Source organism: Mesorhizobium sp. M7A.F.Ca.AU.001.01.1.1 (assembly GCF_004022735.1).
Lineage (GTDB): Bacteria > Pseudomonadota > Alphaproteobacteria > Rhizobiales > Rhizobiaceae > Mesorhizobium > Mesorhizobium ciceri.
Genome location: NZ_RZPF01000024.1, coordinates 1 through 18734, shown reverse-complemented (window position 1 = coordinate 18734; position 18734 = coordinate 1). Strand labels below are relative to the sequence as shown.

The following is an 18734-nucleotide window of genomic DNA, read 5'->3' as shown; positions in this document are numbered from 1 at the left end:
CATCGTGCCGCCGAACTGCCTGTCTGGCTGCACAGATACAATTGGCATCGTCCACATGGCAGCCTAAAGTCAAAAACGCCTATCAGTCGCCTCGCCCTGATCGAGGACAACCTGTTGAAGCTCCACATCTAGGGCATGCGAAAATAGAAAATAACGGGCAAAAAGATGCGCCTTTTCCGACTCCGAGCCTAGATGGTTGAAAGCCTCGAAGTACTCCTTCGTCCGCTCGAGGAGATCTCCCGCATAAAGCGCCAACGGCTGTGACACGGTGACCCTCGGGCGCGCCTTGACCTTCGGCGTCTCAGGTCCACTCTTGGCCATCTCAGATTATCGGCTTAATTCCGGTGCCGGTATGCGACAAAGCCGAACAGAGTAGCCGCTGCGACGTTGAAGATTGCCCACAGCTCGCGCGGCAAATGAACCGGCATGAACGGGTTGAAGATCGCTGCCGCTCCAAACAGCGCCCAAGCCAGGGTGCGATTTTCAGGGCCTGATCGCCACACCATGGCTCCGCAGTAGATCCCGGCGAAAAAGACCACCACGCGGAGGAATTGGTAATAGCCGTACGGCCATGGCGCTACCGCCAGCAGCGAGGCAATAGCTACACAGATGCAGACCAACCGGACCGTTCCGGCCGGCGTCGAAAAGCATTATTTTCAGCAAACTTGATCCTCAAACGCCCAGCACGGTTGTTAGTGGAGTTTCGGCGCCCGCCATATATTTGAAAAGCCAGATTGCCCAAGTGATCGGCCAAATGAACGCCAACATCGCATCCAGGCTCAAGTTAATCAGGATTTTTACGACCACTGATGCATGGCCCTGCCATGTGTCGACGACATTCATCACGTAGGTGATCGGCCCGCCCAGCATGAAGAGGAGGCCCAGCGGAGCTGACATGATGTTCTTCAGCATGTTTGTGTCCCTCAGAAAGGCGTGACCTTCAGTGACAGTGATACGCGCCGGTCTTATGGTTGGTATGGCAACCGTTGGCATCAGTGCCGCCACTGTGTGCAAACGCGCCGGTCGCGCAAGCGATTATTGCAGCGGCCATAGCCGCGAGAAATGTTGTTTTCATTTTATTGCCCTCCCAAAGTATTTCAGACAGAGCACTATTGCCGGTCGGGCACAAGCTGCTCGTGGCACTGTGAACACAAATAGGATAGATGCTCCTCTGTGCAGGCCAAGATCGGGCGAGGAGAATACTTTGGATGGATTGCGATTGATGCACGTCCCGTTGGCGATCCTGCTGACATGGCCAAGGGTGGCGACGGCAAATGAATGCCTCTCGAAGTACACCAAGACCGACGTCTGCGCCTACGCAAAAAAAATGCAAACCGAAATGGCTCCAGCATTGCCCATGCTGATCAGTTCGAACATCTCCGTTCGGAGCATCATCGCAATCGGGCCAAGGATCGTTTTCAACGCCACCTGGGCTCAGACCGATGCGGAAGTAGACGCCAAATTGTTGGCTGCTGGCGTCTCGCGGCCGGTCTATGTCCAGAAGATCGATGAAATGACCAAAAACTATGTCTGTCGTGCGGAGGAACTATCTGCCTTCGTTCGCCTGGGCGGTGAGATCCAGTACACGTATACGACTGTGGATAATTTCCCAGTCGCGAACCCGCTCGTAGCACTCTGTCCTTAGAGCATCGCAGCACGGCTCATGACATGACTAGTCGCGGCCGATCAACCAGTTGATCAGCAGCCATGATCATTTGTTGGAACTCAATTGAGCCTGATCCGCACTAGCAAGTGGATAGAAGTGAATGTGCGGTTGCCCTTTAGCTCTACTATGCATAGAAACCACTCTGCCGGGGGGCGTAAAGTTGGGGTTGTGAGTGCGTGGGCTCTAAATTCGAAAAACTAAATAAGTTGCGTGACTCACTGCGAGAATCCAACCACGATTTTCGGGCGAGCACTCAGCTATTCAACAGCCTGGACCCTGCCAAGATCGACGGCGACCTGGATGTCATTAACCGCGGAAAGCAGCGCGGCGAGGTGAACCAACCCCCGAAAACGGCAAAGAATCTCGACGATGTCGAACATGCCATCGTGGAACGCGTTGAGGATGAGAAGAAGGCTGCGCATCACACTCTTGAGGACAACCTGCAACTCCTTGGAGGTCGTCTTGCCGGCCTCGATTTCGAGGAACAATTCGGTCTAATCCGTCAGACGAATGCCGCTAGCGTTTCGGACTTCAAAGCCTCGGTCGCCGTGGGCCTCGATGAACTTCACGGCCTGAGAAGGGCCCTGAACGACGCCGAAAAAGAGCATGCATGGTTTAAGGAGAAGCACGGTCTCGTTCGTGCCGCGCGTGTGCAGCACGGTGCCGCTCACATTTTCCGGCTATCGCTTCTGCTATTTCTGTTTCTGGTCGAGACAGCGATGAACGGCAACTTCCTGGCCAAGGGCAATGAGCAGGGATTTTTTGGTGGCATCCTTGAGGCTGCGGCATTCTCTTTCATCAACATCGGGGCGGCTTTGCTCCTGGCGGTTTTCTGCGCTCGTCTCGTCACCCATCGGTCGTTTTTCGTAAAATTCGTTGGGATCATTTCAATCCTTTTCTATATCGGCTTGGCGATTTCGATAAACTTGGCGCTAGCGCACTACCGTGAGGTCAGCGGCTCGCTCGCTGACGGCGCCGGCGCTGAGGTCATCCGTAATATGCTCGCCAATCCAGCGGGTCTCACGGACATCAAGTCCTGGTTGCTGTTTGCGATCGGCCTGATGTTTTCGCTTTTCGCTTTTATCGACGGCTGGTTCGTGCTCGACCCTTACCCAGGCTACACTGGCGTTGAAAATCGGCTCGTTCGACGGCGCGATGACTACATCGATCGAAAGAAGGAACTGATCGAAGAGCTGCAGGATGTCCGCGACGACCACAACGAAAAAGTGGAGGAAATCGTCAAGCAGCTTGGTAGTCGCCGGCGCGAGCACCGCGCGATTGTCGATCATCGATCGAGGCTTCTGGCTCTTTTTGCGCAGCATCAAGACCAATTGGAGCGAGCCTGCAATCAGCTTTTGTCGATGTATCGGGAAGCCAACATCCAGGCGAGGACCGAGCCGGCGCCCAAGCATTTCGGAACGCCCTACAAACTTGATCGCATCAAGCCATACGTCACCGGCGAGCGGGAGTGGAATGAGGGAGATGTTGGCGCATCAATTCGCCAGGCGCAGGAGGAACTCAACGAGCAGGTTCGTCTGATTGGTCAGGAATGCGAACGGGGAATTGAGCAGTACCGAGATCTTGATAAGCTTCACCCGGACAGCGTGAATGTCTAGGCGAACCCGCAGACGCAAGAAAGGCAATGCGGGTACCATTGCCGCGGCCATTGCCCTTGGTGTGCTATCCGTTGCGATGTTGGCCGGCTTCGGCTGGATGTGGACCAGGTCTGGCAATGGCCATATCGACGCCAACACGAATTGCCCATTGGACGGACCCTCCAGCCTGACCGCCGTCCTCATCGACGCCACTGATCCAATTTCGGCAACGACGATGGCTGATCTCAAGAACGAGTTCCGAAAGACCATTGGGCAGGTCGAGCCGGGTGGGTATGTGAGGATTTATACCCTGAGCTCGGCGCCTGGTGAGCTGACGGTGATGTTCGATGGATGCAATCCCGGTGATGGGTCGACCGTCGATAGTTGGACCAACAATCCTGCGCGGCGTCAAAAGAAGTGGGAAAACGCCTTCGGCGATCCTTTGAACAAACTTCCCGATGAAATCCCGAATGCGGCTTCCGCGAGCCAATCTCCGATCATGGCTGGAATTCAGAAAATCAAGCTGTCGCTCTTCGATAGCAGCTTGGCCAAACAGGGCAGTCCCAAGCGATTGGTGGTCGCCTCTGACATGATCGAGCATACGACGATTTACTCGCAGTACCGATCGGGACTGGATTACCAAAAATACCTCAACAGCGCCGCCGACCGCACATATGGGACGTCGCTGGATGGGGTGGGCATCACAATTCTTTATATCGATCGGGCAAAGAAGCCATTTCAGACCCTGGATCACGCGGAGTTCTGGACACATTGGGTCCAGAACCATCACGGCGAGTTCGAAAAGCTGGTTGGCTTGGATGGGTTAAACTGATGGCGAGAGCGCACGACAAACCTTTGCTGGATCATCCACGTCTGCCGGTCGTGGTTTTCGCGGCATTGACACTCGGCGGGTGTGTATTCATCGCCATTGCAAAACTCTCAGGCGTAAATCCGATCGTCGCGGCGGTAGCACCGGCCTGCCTGATGTTTTTCTATCTCGGGGTTTCGATCTTTGCTGGAAAGCTACAACTGCACGACGAGCAGACCGGCGATAACCTCTACTATATGGGCTTCCTGTTCACCCTGACGAGCCTTGGGGTCTCGCTGTTTCAGTTTGGAACGGAAGGCTCAACCGACACGATCGTCCAAAATTTTGGCATCGCGATCACGTCGACGATCACCGGTATTGCTCTGAGGGTTTTCTACAATCAGATGCGGCGCGATCCCGCGGACATTGAGCGAACGGCGAGGCACGAACTTGCCGACATGACACGGCGTGTAAGAGCCGAGATGGAAAGCGTAACCAGGGAGTTCGCCGACTTTCGTCGTGTCAGCCATCAAATGCTCGAAGAGGGCTTTGCAGAGATTGCCGAGCAAGCGGCACGCAATGGGGAGCACATTCGATCTGCCCTGGACAATATTGCCATGGAATCGATCAAGCCTGTCCAAGAGGCGTCTGCCAAGCTCAGTGACGCGTTGCAGCACAATTTCGGGCAAGTCGAAACCCAGTTTGCTTCGATAGCGAACCGCGTTGGAGCTGCAGCGGATTTGCTGGATAAAGCCAACAGCTCGATGTCCAACTCTGTTGGAAAGCTCGGTAATCAAGCCGACAATATGGCTGCCAAGCTGGAAAAGGTGGTTGTTCCTGATGAGGTGCTGAAGAACGATCTGGCGCCGATGGTCAAGCTCCTGGGTAATGCTGTCGCACAATATGCGATAAAAACCGAAACAGCCTCGCAAGAGCAGCAAACGCGGATGACCGGTCTTGCCGACGCAGTGATCAAGGTGGCGACTGGAGTGGAGAGAGCGGCAGCGGCCGCAGAAAAGACCGCAGAAACTGTCCAAGCGCAGCAGCGTTTGACTGAGGAGTTCATGGCTGTGATGCAGAAACACAGCAATGAAACACGCGGCCTCGTCGCAACCCTTACACAACATAGCCTCCCGGCCGTGCGCACTCCCCAGCCTCTGAGCAATGCGATAGCGAACGATGTCGAGCGAGTGGCGGCACCTTCCACTGTTGCCTCCCCTGTGGAGACGCCAATCAAGGTTTCGGATGACACGGAGGGCGACACCTTCCGATCGTTAAGCAGTCCGGCGGAGGTGGAGAAGGGTGAACCGCCAAAGAGAGCAAGTTGGTGGGGCAGGTGAGTGAGGTTAGCGGAACAGCCATTACGTTTGAGCGCAAGGGCTATGGCCGCGGCCTGATACTCGGCCTGACGATGGCTGAGACGATGCTGCTTCTCGTTTTCTGCCTTTTGCTTGCTGCAGGCGCGCTCATCGCCAAGACAAAGAAAGAGGCTGCGGCAGCGCAGAAGATTGCGCAGTCCCTCAATGAGAACGCTCGCAAGCTTGACGAGGAAAACAAGCGGTTGCTGGCTCAGCTGAATGCCATGGTCAAGCCTGCAAGTCGACGCAATGTACCAGATCAAGAATGGCGTGAATTGGTCCGGGCCAAAGAGGCCGCAGAGGCAATCAAAAAAGTGGGACTGACCCTTGAGGAAGCGGTGAAAAGCGCGCCGGCCGCCAAAGTCCTCTCTGACAACGACGTCGACGTTGATCAGGCCAAAGCCATGATCGAGAAGATGAAGGTTCTGCGCGAGCTCGGCTACGTTGGCACGGGCAAGACGTCCAAGGATCTTGCTGACGCACTGAAGAAGGCAAGGAACGAGGCCTCTGCTGACAAGCCACACGATTGGCCACCGATCATCAGTCTTAGCGAGCTCGATGGCTATAATTTCGATACTGGAAGTGCGGAGCTTTCCGGTGGCTTCAAAACGAAGTTGCGGCAGATGTCGAAGACCATTGCTGGAATTGCAACTTCCTATGGTGTGGACGTCATTGAGGTGATTGGCCACACGGACGAGCAGGCGATGTCCGGTGACTCATCGAATATGGACAGAGGCCTTCAGCCCGTACTGGCGCGCAAGATGGACATTGGCACACTCCATCCTGCCGACAATGCCGGGCTTGGATTAGCGCGAGCGATCTCCGTCACAGGCATCCTGCGCGATATGCCGGAACTGAAAGGCTTCACCATCCTGCCAATGTCCGGCGGCCAGTTGATATTGCCTGGCGACCGGCTCACCGACGGCGCACAGGCCGGCGACGTCAAGGCGAGGAGGCGAATTGAGATCAGGGTCAGGCAACGTTCGCGAGAGACAGATATTGGACTGGTTCCGGTACCAAAGTTGTGAGGCGAACTGCCCTTGGGTTTCGCTCACAGGGCTTGGGGGGGATTGCGGGGATGGGGTTTTACGTTCGAAAATCGATTAGTGCGGGACCTTTCCGCTTTAACTTCTCGTCTGGCGGGGTTGGCGCGTCCGTTGGCGTGCAAGGTCTTCGTATCGGGACTGGCCCACGAGGGCATTATATTCATGCAGGCGTCGGCGGTCTCTACTACCGAGGCACTTTGGGAAAGCGCAGCGCCAAGCAGACGCTGCAACTGTCTGAATTCCCATCTGGGCCAAAGCCCCATCCAACATCCTCACCCGTGGAATATGTCAGCGGTGGCGTCGTGATGAGAGAAATCGAGTCCGCCGATGTGATCGAGATGCGTGATGAGACATTTGCCAATGTGCTTGATGAAATCAATGCGAGGCAATCGCAGACGCGAATGTCGCTCATCCTGGCCGTGCTGTTTGGGATCGCCGGATTGATCGCAGGCGCAATGCTGGGAGGTGGGGTGGCGCTGATCGGTATTGCTGCCTTTTTGCCGGGCATGCTTATTGGCAACTGGTTGGACAGCTACCGCCGGGTGAGCGTGCTCTACTATGATTTGGAGCAGGACGCGGAGGCGGCCTACGGGCGACTTGTCGCCGCCTTTGACACGCTCACACGCTGCGCGGCGAGTTGGCATGTCGCGGCTGGTGGCAAGATAGAGGATCTGACGACTTGGAAGCGCAATGCGGGAGCCACGATGTTGGTCGATAAAAAGTCGACGACGCTCCAAGCTTCCTTGCCGACGGTTGTTCGCAGCAATGTCACACCACCGTCGATACACGTCGGCCGGCAAATCCTTTATTTCATGCCAGACATGATTTTGGTGAAGGACGGAAACCAGTACGGTGCCGTTGGGTATGGAGACCTCAGGACGCAATTTGCCCCCAGCAATTTTATTGAGACCGGCAAAGTTCCATCTGATGCTGAGATCGTGAGCTATACCTGGGCTCATCCCAATAAGAATGGCGGACCCGACAAACGCTTCAGAGATAATCGGCAGATCCCTGTCTGTCGCTACGAAGCCTTGCGGTTTTCTAGCCCATCCGGGCTCAACGAGCTGGTGGAATTTTCCAAGACAAACGTCAGCCAGCCCTTTTGCCAGGCTCTATTGGCACTCGCGCAAATGCACCGAAACGCTGGTGGCCAGTCCGGCTTGCTGAAAGCGCGCTAAGGAATTGGCTTGGTCAGCAAATGCCTTCGCACGGAATTCCGTCGCCGTCCCGGTCCAATTTGGGTCCCCAGCTACAGTTATTGAGATACCAGCGCGCCTCATCGCATGAGGAGATTTGCTTACAATAGCGACGCGGTTGACACGAATAGCTCTGAGCTATTTGGCGACGGCCTGTAAGGCCGTAGGATGTGTCATTACCGGGTTTATTGTTGGCTGCATGTGTTGCTCGCCAATCCCAAGGGGCTGTGAAAGTGCCAACCCAGATGCCAATCTTGGCCCTTTGGGCATCTGCCTGTTGTGACGCGTAACTACCATGGCTGTATCGAGGCCAATCCAGGGCATAACCCTGTTCGACCATCCAAGACGCAATGCTAGCACCGTCCGCCCGCTGACAATCACCAACGAAGCGGTTGTAACGATCCCACGAAACAAAGTTGCACTGGATGGGTCGGGATTGACTGAGGAAGATGTCCAGTGCTTCTGCGGATTTGCGGCCGCATGGGTATTCTTGCCCGCTTGCGTCGCTGCAGTTTTGGCTGCTTTCAGGTGCGTCGATGCCATTGAAACGAATACGCTGTCCGTGGATCTCGATCGTGTCCCCGTCAACGATGGACGCTACGCCGACGATAGGCTTCGGTTTTGACCCGAGTGCGCTTGCTGTATTGGGTCCCGCGATCTGGTTGCCCCACCCTGTAAAGTAGGAGGTGACATAAGCGCCCACTGCTAGCGTGATCACCAGGATCGCGGCTAATGATTTATGTGAAAAGAAACGCTTGCGCATAATTGAAACCCGGCCGCGTCTTGGCCGCGAGCTGCGGCGATGGGAATAGCGATCGCGATTCAATTTTCGATCCTTTGCGAAGCTGCCAAATGTTTTGCTAGCGCGTCTTTGACTTCTTGGCTGCTGCTTTCTTGGGCGCGGCTGCTGTGCGACCGAGGCCAATCGATTTTGCCAATCTGGAGCGATTGGCTGAATAGTTAGGCGCGACCATGGGGTAATCGTTGGAGAGGCCCCATTTTTGGCGATAGGCGTCGGGCGTCAGTCCAAAATGCGTGTTCAAGTGTCTCTTGAGGGACTTGAACTTTTTGCCGTCTTCGAGGCAGACGATGTAGTCTGGAGTGACTGAGCGCTTGGGGTTGACCGCGGGAACTTGGTCGGGTTTTTCCGGTTCGGACGGCTGGCCGATACGCGCTAATGACGAATTGATGCTGGCAATAAGGTCCGGCAATGAGGAGACCGGCACTGAATTCTTGCTCACATAAGCCGCAACGATATCGGCGGTAAGCTCCATCAGCGCGGTGGCCGTATTTTGGATTTCGTCAGTCACTTCATGGCTCCGGACTTCTGCAGTGAAATCCCGATCTATTACTTATCGGCTAAAAAAACCAGTAGAGGGAGGATACTAAATGCCAGGCGCTAATAGTGATGAATGTTAAAGCGCCAATCAGAATGCGGAACCACGAGAGACGGTGGATTGATTGGGCGCGGCGTTTTCTTTGTATGACCAGGAAAGCGGCTTGAGGCTCACAGGCGGATGCATTTAGATTTGGACGAGTAGGACCTACGCATGACATTTTCGAAAGACCCGCCGCCGGAGGTTAAGCCCCAGAAGGATAAGGCAAAGACTGGATCTGAATTGGACCGCGTTCCAAGTGCGGGAGCCATTCGGGTCCGCAACGGACTCTCTGTGTCAGAAAAAGACATTGTGGAGGCGGCTAAATACGGGGGCAGGGAGCGAGAATCCTCGTCGGATAGCGACTAGGCAAAGGGGGCCAAGAATGCAGGCTCTGACCCATATCACACGTCGCAATATTGGACGGTGTCCAGAAGTGATCGCAGTCGTTTCTAATTGAACACGGCTGTTTTTTCTTGCGCGAACGCTCTACGCGGGCTCTAGCTGGTTCTCCTTTCAAAGGGGATGTAAGTCTTGGACGTAAAACAGTCAGTCTTCCAAAGCGATCTCCCTCTAAAGGAGAAACTCGAGCGCGCCAGGATGGAGTTGCTCGATCTTTCCGCCCGCAATCGACTTTTGAATGTGCCGCGGTTTTCCAAGAGCGCGAAGACGATCGATATCGTCGATGAGAAGTCGTCCGAAATTTATCGATTGCTGGTGACCGAAGGAAAGGCTTTTACCTTCCTGGCCGGCAAGCCCGATAGGCCGAAAGCGGGCCAGGATGAAAGCAGCCCTCCAGACGAAGAGATCGACTATTCCCCCGTCGCTCTCGCCCAACCAGAGGACGATGGAGTCGATAACAGAGGGATATCCGCGCGGCACTCGGACACCAAGCTGCAGACGCGTATGACCCCAACTGGGCTGCAGCGGCGGCTCCTTGATCTCTACCATGATGCCCGCACACTCGAGGAAGAGCAGGGCGTCAATATCCTCTTTCTGGCCCTTGGAATGCTGAAGTGGATTGACCCGAACAACAAAGAGAACATCCGTCAGGCCCCCCTCATTTTGGTGCCGGTTCGGCTTGAGCGAGGGGCCGCTGGAGAAAAATTCCGCCTACGAGCCCGGCCGGAAGATCTTACCGCAAACCTCTCCTTGGAACTCTATCTCGACCGCATTCACAAGCTCGCTCTGCCGCGTTTTGAGGTGGGAGATGACTTCGACGTCTCGGCCTATCTCGATGCCGTTGCCGAAGCAATTTCGACCAAAGAGGGTTGGGAGGTGCTTCGCGACGATATGGTGCTCGGCTTCTTCTCGTTTGCGAAGTTCTTGATGTACCGTGATCTGGATCCGGATCTCTGGCCCGATGGCGCAAAGATTATCGAACAACCGAAGATCCGCTCGCTTCTTTCAGATGGTTTCGAAACACGCGAGCCGCTTATGTCGGACGACATAGCGATTGATCCGCACATTGCGCCCGCCGAAATGTTGCATATCGTCGACAGTGACAGTTCTCAGACACTGGCGATCCATGACGTCAGAAAAGGTCGCGACCTCGTTATCCAAGGTCCGCCTGGGACAGGAAAATCGCAGACGATCGCAAACATTATTGGGTCGGCCGTTGCCGACGGAAAGACCGTGCTGTTCGTGGCCGAAAAGATGGCAGCGCTGGAGGTCGTCAAGCGACGGCTTGACACTGCTGGGGTGGGGGACGCCTGCCTTGAGCTGCATAGTAACAAGGCGAACAAGCGCATGATGCTAGAGGAGCTGCGGCGAACCTGGCAACTCGGATCGCCCAGGGGCCAGCTTCCTTCTTCCCTAACTGATCGCTTGCTGGAGGCTCGCGATAAACTCAACGCACATGCTGCACGAATGCACGTTGCGTTCGGAGCGTCCGAACTCACTCCTTATCAGGTTCTCGGCCAGCTAACCCGACTAAGGCAGGTCGGTCAGAAACCAGTGGACATCGAACTTACGGATGCCACAAGCTGGACAACTGACGGCGTTTCGCAACGTCGCAAATTGCTCGATGAGGTCTCTCAGCGGATCAACGAGATCGGCTTGCCGATCCACCACCCGTGGCGGGGAGTTGGCCTGGATGTCGTTCTTCCAACGACCATTGAGAGGCTCGTCCCACGCATCGCGGCGTTGCTGGACCAAGCCAAGGCACTGCACGCCAAACTGGTCGGTATCGCTGAGCGGATCAAGGCCGAGCCTCCGAAAATTCTCAGCGACAGCGGCGAGATAGAAGATCGCGCTGAGCTTCTCGCGTCCGCGCCTGGACTTCCTGCCGAGGCGCTCGTCTCGCCGGTATGGGATGAGCGTCCGAAAGACATTTCATCGCTTCTCTGGTCAGGAACGGATTTCGCCCGCAAGTCCGAGGAACTTTCGGAGCAGTTGGCGGCAACGGCTATCGACACGCCAATTGAAGGTCTCGAGACAGAGCTTGCAAAGCTTCCCTCGGAATTTCCGAAAGATGGTTTCCATCGTGCGCGACAGCTCACCATTCTGCTCCCACGCTTGAGGGAAGAAGCTGAGCGCCTGAATCAGGAACTCGGATCGGCGATATTGCCAGACACGTTGGCAGGCTTGCTCAGGCTGGCCGTGACCGGCGAGCGAGTAGCGGCAGCACCTGACGCAAGTCCGGAGGCCTTCGCAGCCACCGTTTGGGACTCCGGACTTGAGCAGGCAGGCGACCTTGCCGACAGCGTAGCGACGCTTGAGGCTGCCAGAGCCGACCTTCAGGGCAAGGTTGTTGACGCGGCGTGGAGCACCGAGGTGGCCGCGGCGCGGCAGGCGCTCGCCACACACACGGGAATATTGAAAGCATTGAACGGCGACTACCGTCGCGCCACAGCACTTGCGCGGACTATTGTGGTCGACCCTAGCGCGCCTGCGACGCAGATAGTTGGTCTCCTCGACCTTTTGATGAAGGGTCAGGCTGCCGCAGCAAGAGTCCGCGAAGGCGACGCTTTTGGCCGTTCCGCCTTCGGGGCAGATTGGCGTGGGGAGCGATCGGCTTCCGCGCCACTGCTCGCGCTAGTGGAGTGGATGCGGACTCTACGAGGGCTAGGCCCCGAACCTCGGATTATCGCCGGCCGGATGGCGGAACGCTCCGAGGCCGGTGCGCGTGCAGCGCGCGTTCGCAAGGTTATCGAAATCGGTCGGCCAATTATCGAAGGTTTCTGGAACGATCTCGGGCACCTCGCGTCATCCATGCTAGGCGACGTGGCTTCCGCCGAGCGGGCCTCGCTGCAACTGATGGAAGCGAAGGCGAGCACTGTAGCTCAAGCCGATGATGCGTCACGACAGGTTCTGACTGACGTTCCGGATCTAATCACTGAGCGGGTGGAGCTACTGCGCCGACTAGGCAGACTACAAGCACTTGCTCAAGGGATCGATGCGGGAGAGAGCCTTGGCAAGTTCGTATTCGGCTCGTCGTGGCACGGTCGAGGATCCGATTGGGCCGCTCTCACGCAAGCCGAGCTTTGGCTGAAAGAAAATGGCTCGATCCGACATCTGGCTGCGCGGTTGCCTGAAAGAATCGAGATCGCAAACTCGGCACGTTCAGCACGTGAAGCGGCCCAAGCGGCAGCGCGGGAATTGAAGGCGCTTACAGGGGATTTGAAAGCCGATGCTCCCTCCTTGTTTGGAGTAGTCGATTTTCCGGACGTCGCGATAGGCGAGGTCGTTTCTCGGCTGCAGGGTTGGCTCGATCATCAGGAGCAGCTCTCGAAATGGGTTGCCTATGAAGAGCGATCCGAAACGGCCCGAAAGGCTGGACTGGGACAGTTGATAGACGGCCTAGCCAACGGCCAGATTACAACAGGATCGGCTCGATCAGTTTTTGATATGGCCTACTACGAACGAATGTTTCTGGCGATGGCGACCGATGAGCCGGAGCTGGCAAGGTTCGACGGGGAACTGCATTCCAGGGCTGTACGTGACTTCGCAGATCTGGACCGCCAGCGCATCAAGGCCGGCGCCATCGAAGTTGTAACGGCTCATCACCGGAAAATTCCTTCAAGAGACGGCGGAGCTGGACCTGTCGGACTGCTTCGTTCTGAGATGGCGCGCAGACGAGGCCACATGCCCATCCGGCAATTGATGCAGAAGGCAGGCCCTGCCATCCAGGCGCTGAAGCCAGTGTTCATGATGAGCCCGCTTTCGGTGGCGCAATTCCTGTCGCCCGGCCGGATGTCCTTCGATCTGCTCGTGATGGACGAGGCGTCTCAGATCCAGCCCGTGGACGCACTTGGCTCGGTCGCCAGGGCCAGTCAGGTGGTCGTCGTTGGCGACGAACGCCAACTGCCACCCACGACATTCTTCGCGAAGATGACAGGCTCGCAGTCTGAAGATGACGAGGGTGAGGGCGCGCAGGTCGCCGACATTGAAAGCATCCTCGGCCTGTTCACGGCCCGCGGCTTGCCGCAGCGTATGCTGCGCTGGCACTACCGTAGCCGTCACCAATCTCTAATCGCAGTATCGAACAGCCAGTTCTACGAGAACCGGCTTTTCATCGTGCCAAGCCCTTATACCCAAGAGGCAGGTATGGGGTTGCGGTTTCATCATGTGCCGGAGGGGGTCTTCGATTCCGGCGGCACAGGAACCAATCCGGTAGAGGCGAGAGCAGTAGCGGAGGCGATCATCCGTCATGCGAAGGTGAACCCGCAAGAGACTCTAGGCGTTGCAACATTTTCGGTTAGCCAACGCCGCGCGATCCAGGATGAACTCGAAGCGCTGCGGCGACTAAATCCCGACACCGAGGAATTCTTTCACGCTCATCCAAGCGAGCCATTCTTCGTCAAGAACCTCGAAAATGTTCAAGGCGATGAGCGCGACGTGATCATGATCTCGGTGGGGTATGCCAAGAATGCCCAGGGATACATGGCCATGCGTTTCGGCCCTCTTGGCGCGGAAGGCGGCGAGCGTCGGCTCAACGTCCTCATAAGCCGCGCCAAGCGCAGCTGCGAAGTATTCGCGTCCATCACAGACGAGGACATCGACCTGGAGCGTGGCAAAGGGAAAGGCATCTTCGCCTTCAAGCTCTTCTTGCACTACGCGAGAACAGGGCGAATTTCGCTTGCCCAAGTCACGGTTCGCGAAATGGATTCAATCTTTGTAGAACAGGTAGCCAACGCGCTGATCGAAATGGGTTATCAGGTTCATGCTCAAGTGGGCATTGCCGGCTTCTTCATCGACCTCGCAGTTGCGGATCCAGAGAGGCCAGGCCGCTATATTCTTGGCATCGAATGCGATGGCGCAGAATATCACTCATCTCGCTCGGCCAGAGATCGAGACCGGCTTCGGCAGTCGGTTCTGGAAGACCATGGTTGGATCATCCATCGCATCTGGAGCGCTGACTGGTTCCAACGGCCTCGTGAGCAGCTGGAGCGAACCATACTAGCGATTGAGGCCGCCAGAAAAGAACTCGATGAGCGGGCCGAATTGGGGGTCCAGAGAAATCGAGCTGTAGCCGTGCAGGTTGTTACGGTCGACCGAGGCAACGTGACGGAAATCGGTCTCGAAAGCACAAACGGATCCGAGACACCCAATCGAGCCTACGAAGAGGCCGAACTAAAGCGACCGGGATCGTTCGAACTCCACGAGACGCCCAGCGGAATCATGGCCGGACTGGTCGAGCAGGTCGTGGCTACAGAAACGCCAATCCATGTCGACGAAATAGTTTCGCGTATTCGGGACGCCTGGGGTCTGCAGCGGGCCGGTGGCAGGATTCAGGATGCAATCGAGCGGGGGGTAAGCATAGCACAGAGAGGTGGTTCAGTAGCCCGTCGAGGCAACTTCTGCTTCAAGCCAGGTGTTCCTGTTCGTCTCAGGGATCGCAGTGGGGTCGTGTCCGCTGGATTGCGCAAGCCCGAAATGATTGCGCAGGACGAGGTCGCCCAAGGCGCTATGGAAGTCGTGAAATCCAACCTCGGTGCGACAGAGGAAGAAATCGCCACAGGCGTTGCCAGGATGCTGGGCTTCAAAGCCACAAGCGCACAATTAAGGCAGCTGATTTCAGCTGGGGTCGCCGATTTGGTTGCCAAAGGAGTGTTACGGTCCCAAGACGGCTTGTTGGTGGCCGGCGAATCCGCGAGCGAGAAATTAGCTGAAGTGTAACGGGGCGCTGCAGCGCCCTCGTTGCAATTTCTGTCGAAGCTCGGAACACCTCTTTTGCTGGCGGAGGCCGAATGGCATTTCGATTCGTACACACGGCCGATATTCATCTCGACTCGCCGCTTCGTTCGCTGGCGATGCGAAATCCCGATCTTGCCGGGCTGGTGGGCGACGCCAGCCGCCAGGCATTCGTTTCGATAGTGGATCTCTGCCTTGAGGAACGTGTGGCCGCGTTGGTCATTGCTGGCGACCTATACGATGGCGACCAGACTTCAATGAAGACAGCGCGGTTCTTGGGCGCGCAGATGACACGCCTGCACCAGGCCGGCATCATGGTTTTCAAGATCCGCGGTAATCATGACGCCCTGTCGCGGATTTCCAAACAGCTGGTATTTCCCGACACCGTTACCATCTTTGGTGGTCGTGCTCAGTCGGTATTGCAGACAGCCGGCGGTCTGGACGTCGTATTCCATGGTTTGAGCTTTGCGAACCCTAAGGCGCCGGACAGCCTGTTAACCAAATATCCGGCGGCTCGTGAAGGGGCCGTCAACATAGGCATCATGCATACCAGTCTGGCTGGATCGCCAGGTCACGACGTTTACGCGCCCTGCAGCATCGCTGACTTGCACGCCCACGGTTTCGACTATTGGGCCCTCGGCCACATCCATGCTCGCCAAGTCCATCCTGGCGCCAGTGCCGTGGTGATGCCGGGAATACCGCAGGGGAGGGATATCAACGAGGCCGGTGAGAAATCAGTCACCCTGGTGACGGTGCGCCACGACCGTTCGGTGGAGATCGAGGAACGGCTGACCAGCGTTGCGCAGTTCGAACGGGTGAGCGTCGACCTTACCGGAGCGGTGGAGTGGCCCGAGGCCGTCGCGCGTGTTCGCTTCGCACTCGAAGAGATGCGGGCAACCGTCCGATCGCGTCATGCTGTGGCTCGCATTGGCCTGACAGGAACGTCACCACTGATGTGGGCGCTGATCCGCGACAGGGACCTCCTTCTTGCCGAAGCCGAACAGGCTGCGGAACAGCTAGGCCATACGTGGGTGGAGAAGCTCGAGCTTGACCTCGCGCCGCCTCGGACGGAGACCGCCGAGGATATTGCTGATCCGATTTTCGAACTCGAGCAATCAATGCGTGCCGATGCCACCTCGGAGGCCTTCCGCGCTGAGGCGAGGGCGTTCGTCCAAAAGATGGTCGCCGACCTTCCGGCCGACGGGCGGGATTTTGCTGGGACGGACGAAGCCGGGCTGGAACAGTTCCTCGATCAGGTGCTTTCCAAGGGCGCGGACTTGGTGACTGCCCGCCTTAAGGCCGGTGGATCGTCATGAGGTTGCGGCGCCTTGACCTCATTCGTTATGGAAAGTTCACCGATCGTTCGATCGACTTCGGACCCAAACCGGAATCCGGACCTGATCTGCATATCGTGTTTGGCCTGAATGAGGCCGGCAAATCGACTGCGCTTTCGGCCTATCTAGACTTGCTGTTCGGCATCGAGGAACGGAGCCGCTACAACTTCCTGCACGAGTACAGTGCCATGCGCATCGGCGGGGTGCTGGAACTGGCCGGCTCCGAACACACGTTCACGCGTACGAAACAGCGCAGTAATTCGCTATTGAATGCGACGGGCCAACCGGTAAGCGAGGTGGCGATCACGGCGCATCTCGCCGGTCTGTCGCGCGACGCCTACACGACGATGTTCTCACTCGATGACGAGACGTTGGAAGCCGGCGGAAAATCTATCCTGGAGTCGCGGGGCGACCTCGGCAAGCTTCTGTTCACGGCCAGCGCCGGTCTTGGGAACGCAAGTGATACGTTGAACGCCCTCGAGGCCGAAGCAGACGCTCTGTATCGGAAGCAGGCGCATGGAACCGAACTGGCGCTGTTGAAGAAGCGCCTTGTTGACGTAAAGTCGCGCAGGGATGCGATCGACACCCTTGCATCAACCTACGAGGGCCTGGAGGCCGAACGTCTCGATGCAGCGCAGCAGTACGGCCGAACCATCAGCGATCGGGCGGTGCTGGTGGCCAGGCTGGATACCTTTGCTCGTTACGTGCGTGCTGCGCCGATGCTGGCGGATATCCGGCGCAAGATTGCCCGGCTGGATCAGCTGCCGGACATCGCCTCCCCAGCCCGGACATCGACGGGAAGTGTCACCGAACTGATCGATGACGATGCCAGCCTCAGAACGCGGCTGTCCGCAAACATCGACGAGACCGAGCGCCTGGCGGAAAAAGTCACTGCGGTCGACGAGGACGAACCGATCCTGTCGATTTCCGAACGCATTCGCGGGCTGGCGGAGAGCAAGGTGCGCCATACCGCGGCTGGCTTTGACTTGCCCACTCGCAGGATGGAGCTGCAAATCCTCAACAACAGCGTGGCGAGCTGCCTTGCCGCCTTGGGCCGATCTTCCGAGGCGGATCCTGGCGCGCTGCTTCTGCCTGCCGTCACCGTTGGCGTCGTTCGCGCCATGGTCGAGCAGAGGTCCGGGATTGCTACCGGGATGCGTGCCGCTCGCGACGAAGCCGCGGCGGCACTCGATGCGCTGCAGGTGGCAAGGCAGCGGGTCGGCGAGGAAAGGGCGGTGCCCGAACCTGCCAGGGCAAGGCTGGGCTCGGCTTTGTCGAAAGCGCGAGCAAGCGGACACCAGGCAGAGATTAGGACGGCTCGCGAGGCGGAAGATGCGGGAACAATCCGATGGAAGGCGGCGCTCGCGCGCTTGCGTCCATGGAACGGAGATGCCCTCGCTCTCGCCAACGTCGCGGTTCCGAGCGCCGGGCAGATTGCCGCCTGGAAGACGGTAGCGTCAGAACTGGCAAGGAACACCGCCGTACTTGCCGAACGCCTTGCTGAATACGAGGGCAACCATGCCATGCTCGCCGCACGATTGGATGCCCTTCGTGCCTCGGGCGACATTGTCGACGATGAAGCGGCTACCGCCATCCGCCGAGTTCGCGATGATGCGTGGGCAACGCACCGCGCAGCGCTGACCGGTGACACCGCTGACGACTTCGCCGTGGCATTGGCGCGCGATGACATTGCCAGCGCAGGCCGGCTGGCCGGCGCGGCGGATCTGGCTGAGATCCGGGCAACTACGCGCGAGCTGGCCGAGGCCGCGGCCAACCTGTCACGCAACGGCATCCAACGCACACAGCTCGGCAAGGATGTGGATACCCAATTGTTGGAAATCCGCGCGGCCGCCAGGGACCTGCTCGGAGACGCCGTGGAACCTTCGTCTGAGCGCCTGATCGAAAGGATCGAGGATCAGATCGAGGCGCGCAGCGATGCGCTCGCTGCCTGGGAGCAGATCGAACTTGCTCGCTTGAAGGCCGAGCGAGCCGCTGACGCCGGCGAGCAGATACGCTTGGAAATGAGAGCAGTGCTGGGAAGCGTCGGCATTGTATCAGAGTCCAACGACACCCTCGAAGCAATCATGGCCATCGCGGAGCCGTTTCTGGATCGGCAGCGCAAGGTGGACGCCGAGTATGCCGAGGCGCTCAGAATGGTGAGCTCCAAAGAAGAGGATCTAGCGGCACGACGGGTTGCAGTAGGTGTGGCGGAGCGTCGCG

At 57.5% G+C, this 18734-nt stretch carries 14 protein-coding genes and 1 pseudogene; 10 read left to right on the top strand and 5 right to left on the bottom strand.

The features are described from left to right. A pseudogene (locus EN884_RS03145) lies at positions 1-132 on the top strand (IS481 family transposase); the annotation flags it as partial. A gap of 203 nt (positions 133-335) precedes the next feature. On the opposite strand, the gene EN884_RS03140 reads toward EN884_RS03145, so the two are convergent. Genes EN884_RS03140 through EN884_RS40225 form a run of 3 tightly spaced genes read right to left on the bottom strand, consistent with a single transcriptional unit; the run spans position 336 to position 1051 of the window. Beyond that, positions 336-620: a DUF6804 family protein gene (locus EN884_RS03140; protein ID WP_063169433.1), complete on the bottom strand. Its 285-nt coding sequence runs from the start codon at positions 618-620 to the stop codon at positions 336-338. Between the two features lie 52 nt (positions 621-672). After that, positions 673-912, bottom strand: a complete 240-nt coding sequence (locus EN884_RS03135; RefSeq protein ID WP_082826591.1) for a hypothetical protein — start codon at positions 910-912, stop codon at positions 673-675. Positions 913-940: 28 nt separating this feature from the next. Next, positions 941-1051: a YHYH domain-containing protein gene (locus tag EN884_RS40225; RefSeq protein WP_095770035.1), complete on the bottom strand. Its 111-nt coding sequence runs from the start codon at positions 1049-1051 to the stop codon at positions 941-943. 153 nt (positions 1052-1204) lie between these two features. On the opposite strand from EN884_RS40225, the gene EN884_RS03125 reads away from it, so the two are divergent. The 6 genes from EN884_RS03125 (at position 1205) to EN884_RS03100 (ending at position 7651) form a co-directional block, all read left to right on the top strand. Then, positions 1205-1645 carry a hypothetical protein gene (locus EN884_RS03125; RefSeq protein ID WP_126066778.1) on the top strand — a complete coding sequence of 147 codons (441 nt, stop codon included), beginning with the start codon at positions 1205-1207 and terminating at the stop codon, positions 1643-1645. A 227-nt stretch (positions 1646-1872) separates the two neighbouring features. Next, positions 1873-3282, top strand: coding sequence for a hypothetical protein (locus tag EN884_RS03120; RefSeq protein WP_210326684.1), 1410 nt, complete (start codon positions 1873-1875; stop codon positions 3280-3282). Then, a complete protein-coding gene (locus EN884_RS03115; RefSeq protein ID WP_063169429.1) occupies positions 3275-4093 on the top strand; it encodes a hypothetical protein in 819 nt (272 codons plus the stop codon). Before EN884_RS03120 ends, EN884_RS03115 begins: the two co-directional genes overlap by 8 nt. Beyond that, positions 4093-5409 (top strand): hypothetical protein, encoded by a 1317-nt coding sequence (locus EN884_RS03110; protein WP_063169428.1) that lies wholly within the window; start codon positions 4093-4095, stop codon positions 5407-5409. The genes EN884_RS03115 and EN884_RS03110 overlap by 1 nt, the downstream gene beginning before the upstream one ends. After that, the gene (locus tag EN884_RS03105; RefSeq protein WP_224571173.1) at positions 5397-6455 is read left to right on the top strand and encodes a hypothetical protein; all 1059 of its coding nucleotides are present in this window, start codon (positions 5397-5399) and stop codon (positions 6453-6455) included. Before EN884_RS03110 ends, EN884_RS03105 begins: the two co-directional genes overlap by 13 nt. Positions 6456-6505: 50 nt before the next feature. Further along, positions 6506-7651, top strand: a complete 1146-nt coding sequence (locus EN884_RS03100) for a DUF4236 domain-containing protein (protein WP_095770037.1) — start codon at positions 6506-6508, stop codon at positions 7649-7651. A 13-nt stretch (positions 7652-7664) separates the two neighbouring features. On the opposite strand, the gene EN884_RS03095 is transcribed toward EN884_RS03100, so the two are convergent. Continuing rightward, positions 7665-8495: a thermonuclease family protein gene (locus EN884_RS03095; RefSeq protein ID WP_127224212.1), complete on the bottom strand. Its 831-nt coding sequence runs from the start codon at positions 8493-8495 to the stop codon at positions 7665-7667. A 34-nt stretch (positions 8496-8529) separates the two neighbouring features. Continuing rightward, complete coding sequence (locus tag EN884_RS03090) at positions 8530-8943, bottom strand: MucR family transcriptional regulator (RefSeq protein ID WP_082826711.1); 414 nt, start codon at positions 8941-8943, stop codon at positions 8530-8532. Between the two features lie 636 nt (positions 8944-9579). Between EN884_RS03090 and EN884_RS03085 the strand changes: the two genes are divergently transcribed. From EN884_RS03085 to EN884_RS03075, 3 genes are all read left to right on the top strand, one after another. Continuing rightward, a complete protein-coding gene (locus tag EN884_RS03085) occupies positions 9580-15165 on the top strand; it encodes a DUF3320 domain-containing protein (protein WP_063169424.1) in 5586 nt (1861 codons plus the stop codon). Between the two features lie 71 nt (positions 15166-15236). Next, the gene (locus EN884_RS03080) at positions 15237-16496 is read left to right on the top strand and encodes a DNA repair exonuclease (protein WP_063169423.1); all 1260 of its coding nucleotides are present in this window, start codon (positions 15237-15239) and stop codon (positions 16494-16496) included. After that, positions 16493-18734: AAA family ATPase (locus tag EN884_RS03075; protein WP_164894915.1), on the top strand; the 2242-nt coding region annotated here is incomplete at its 3' end. The genes EN884_RS03080 and EN884_RS03075, both read left to right, overlap by 4 nt.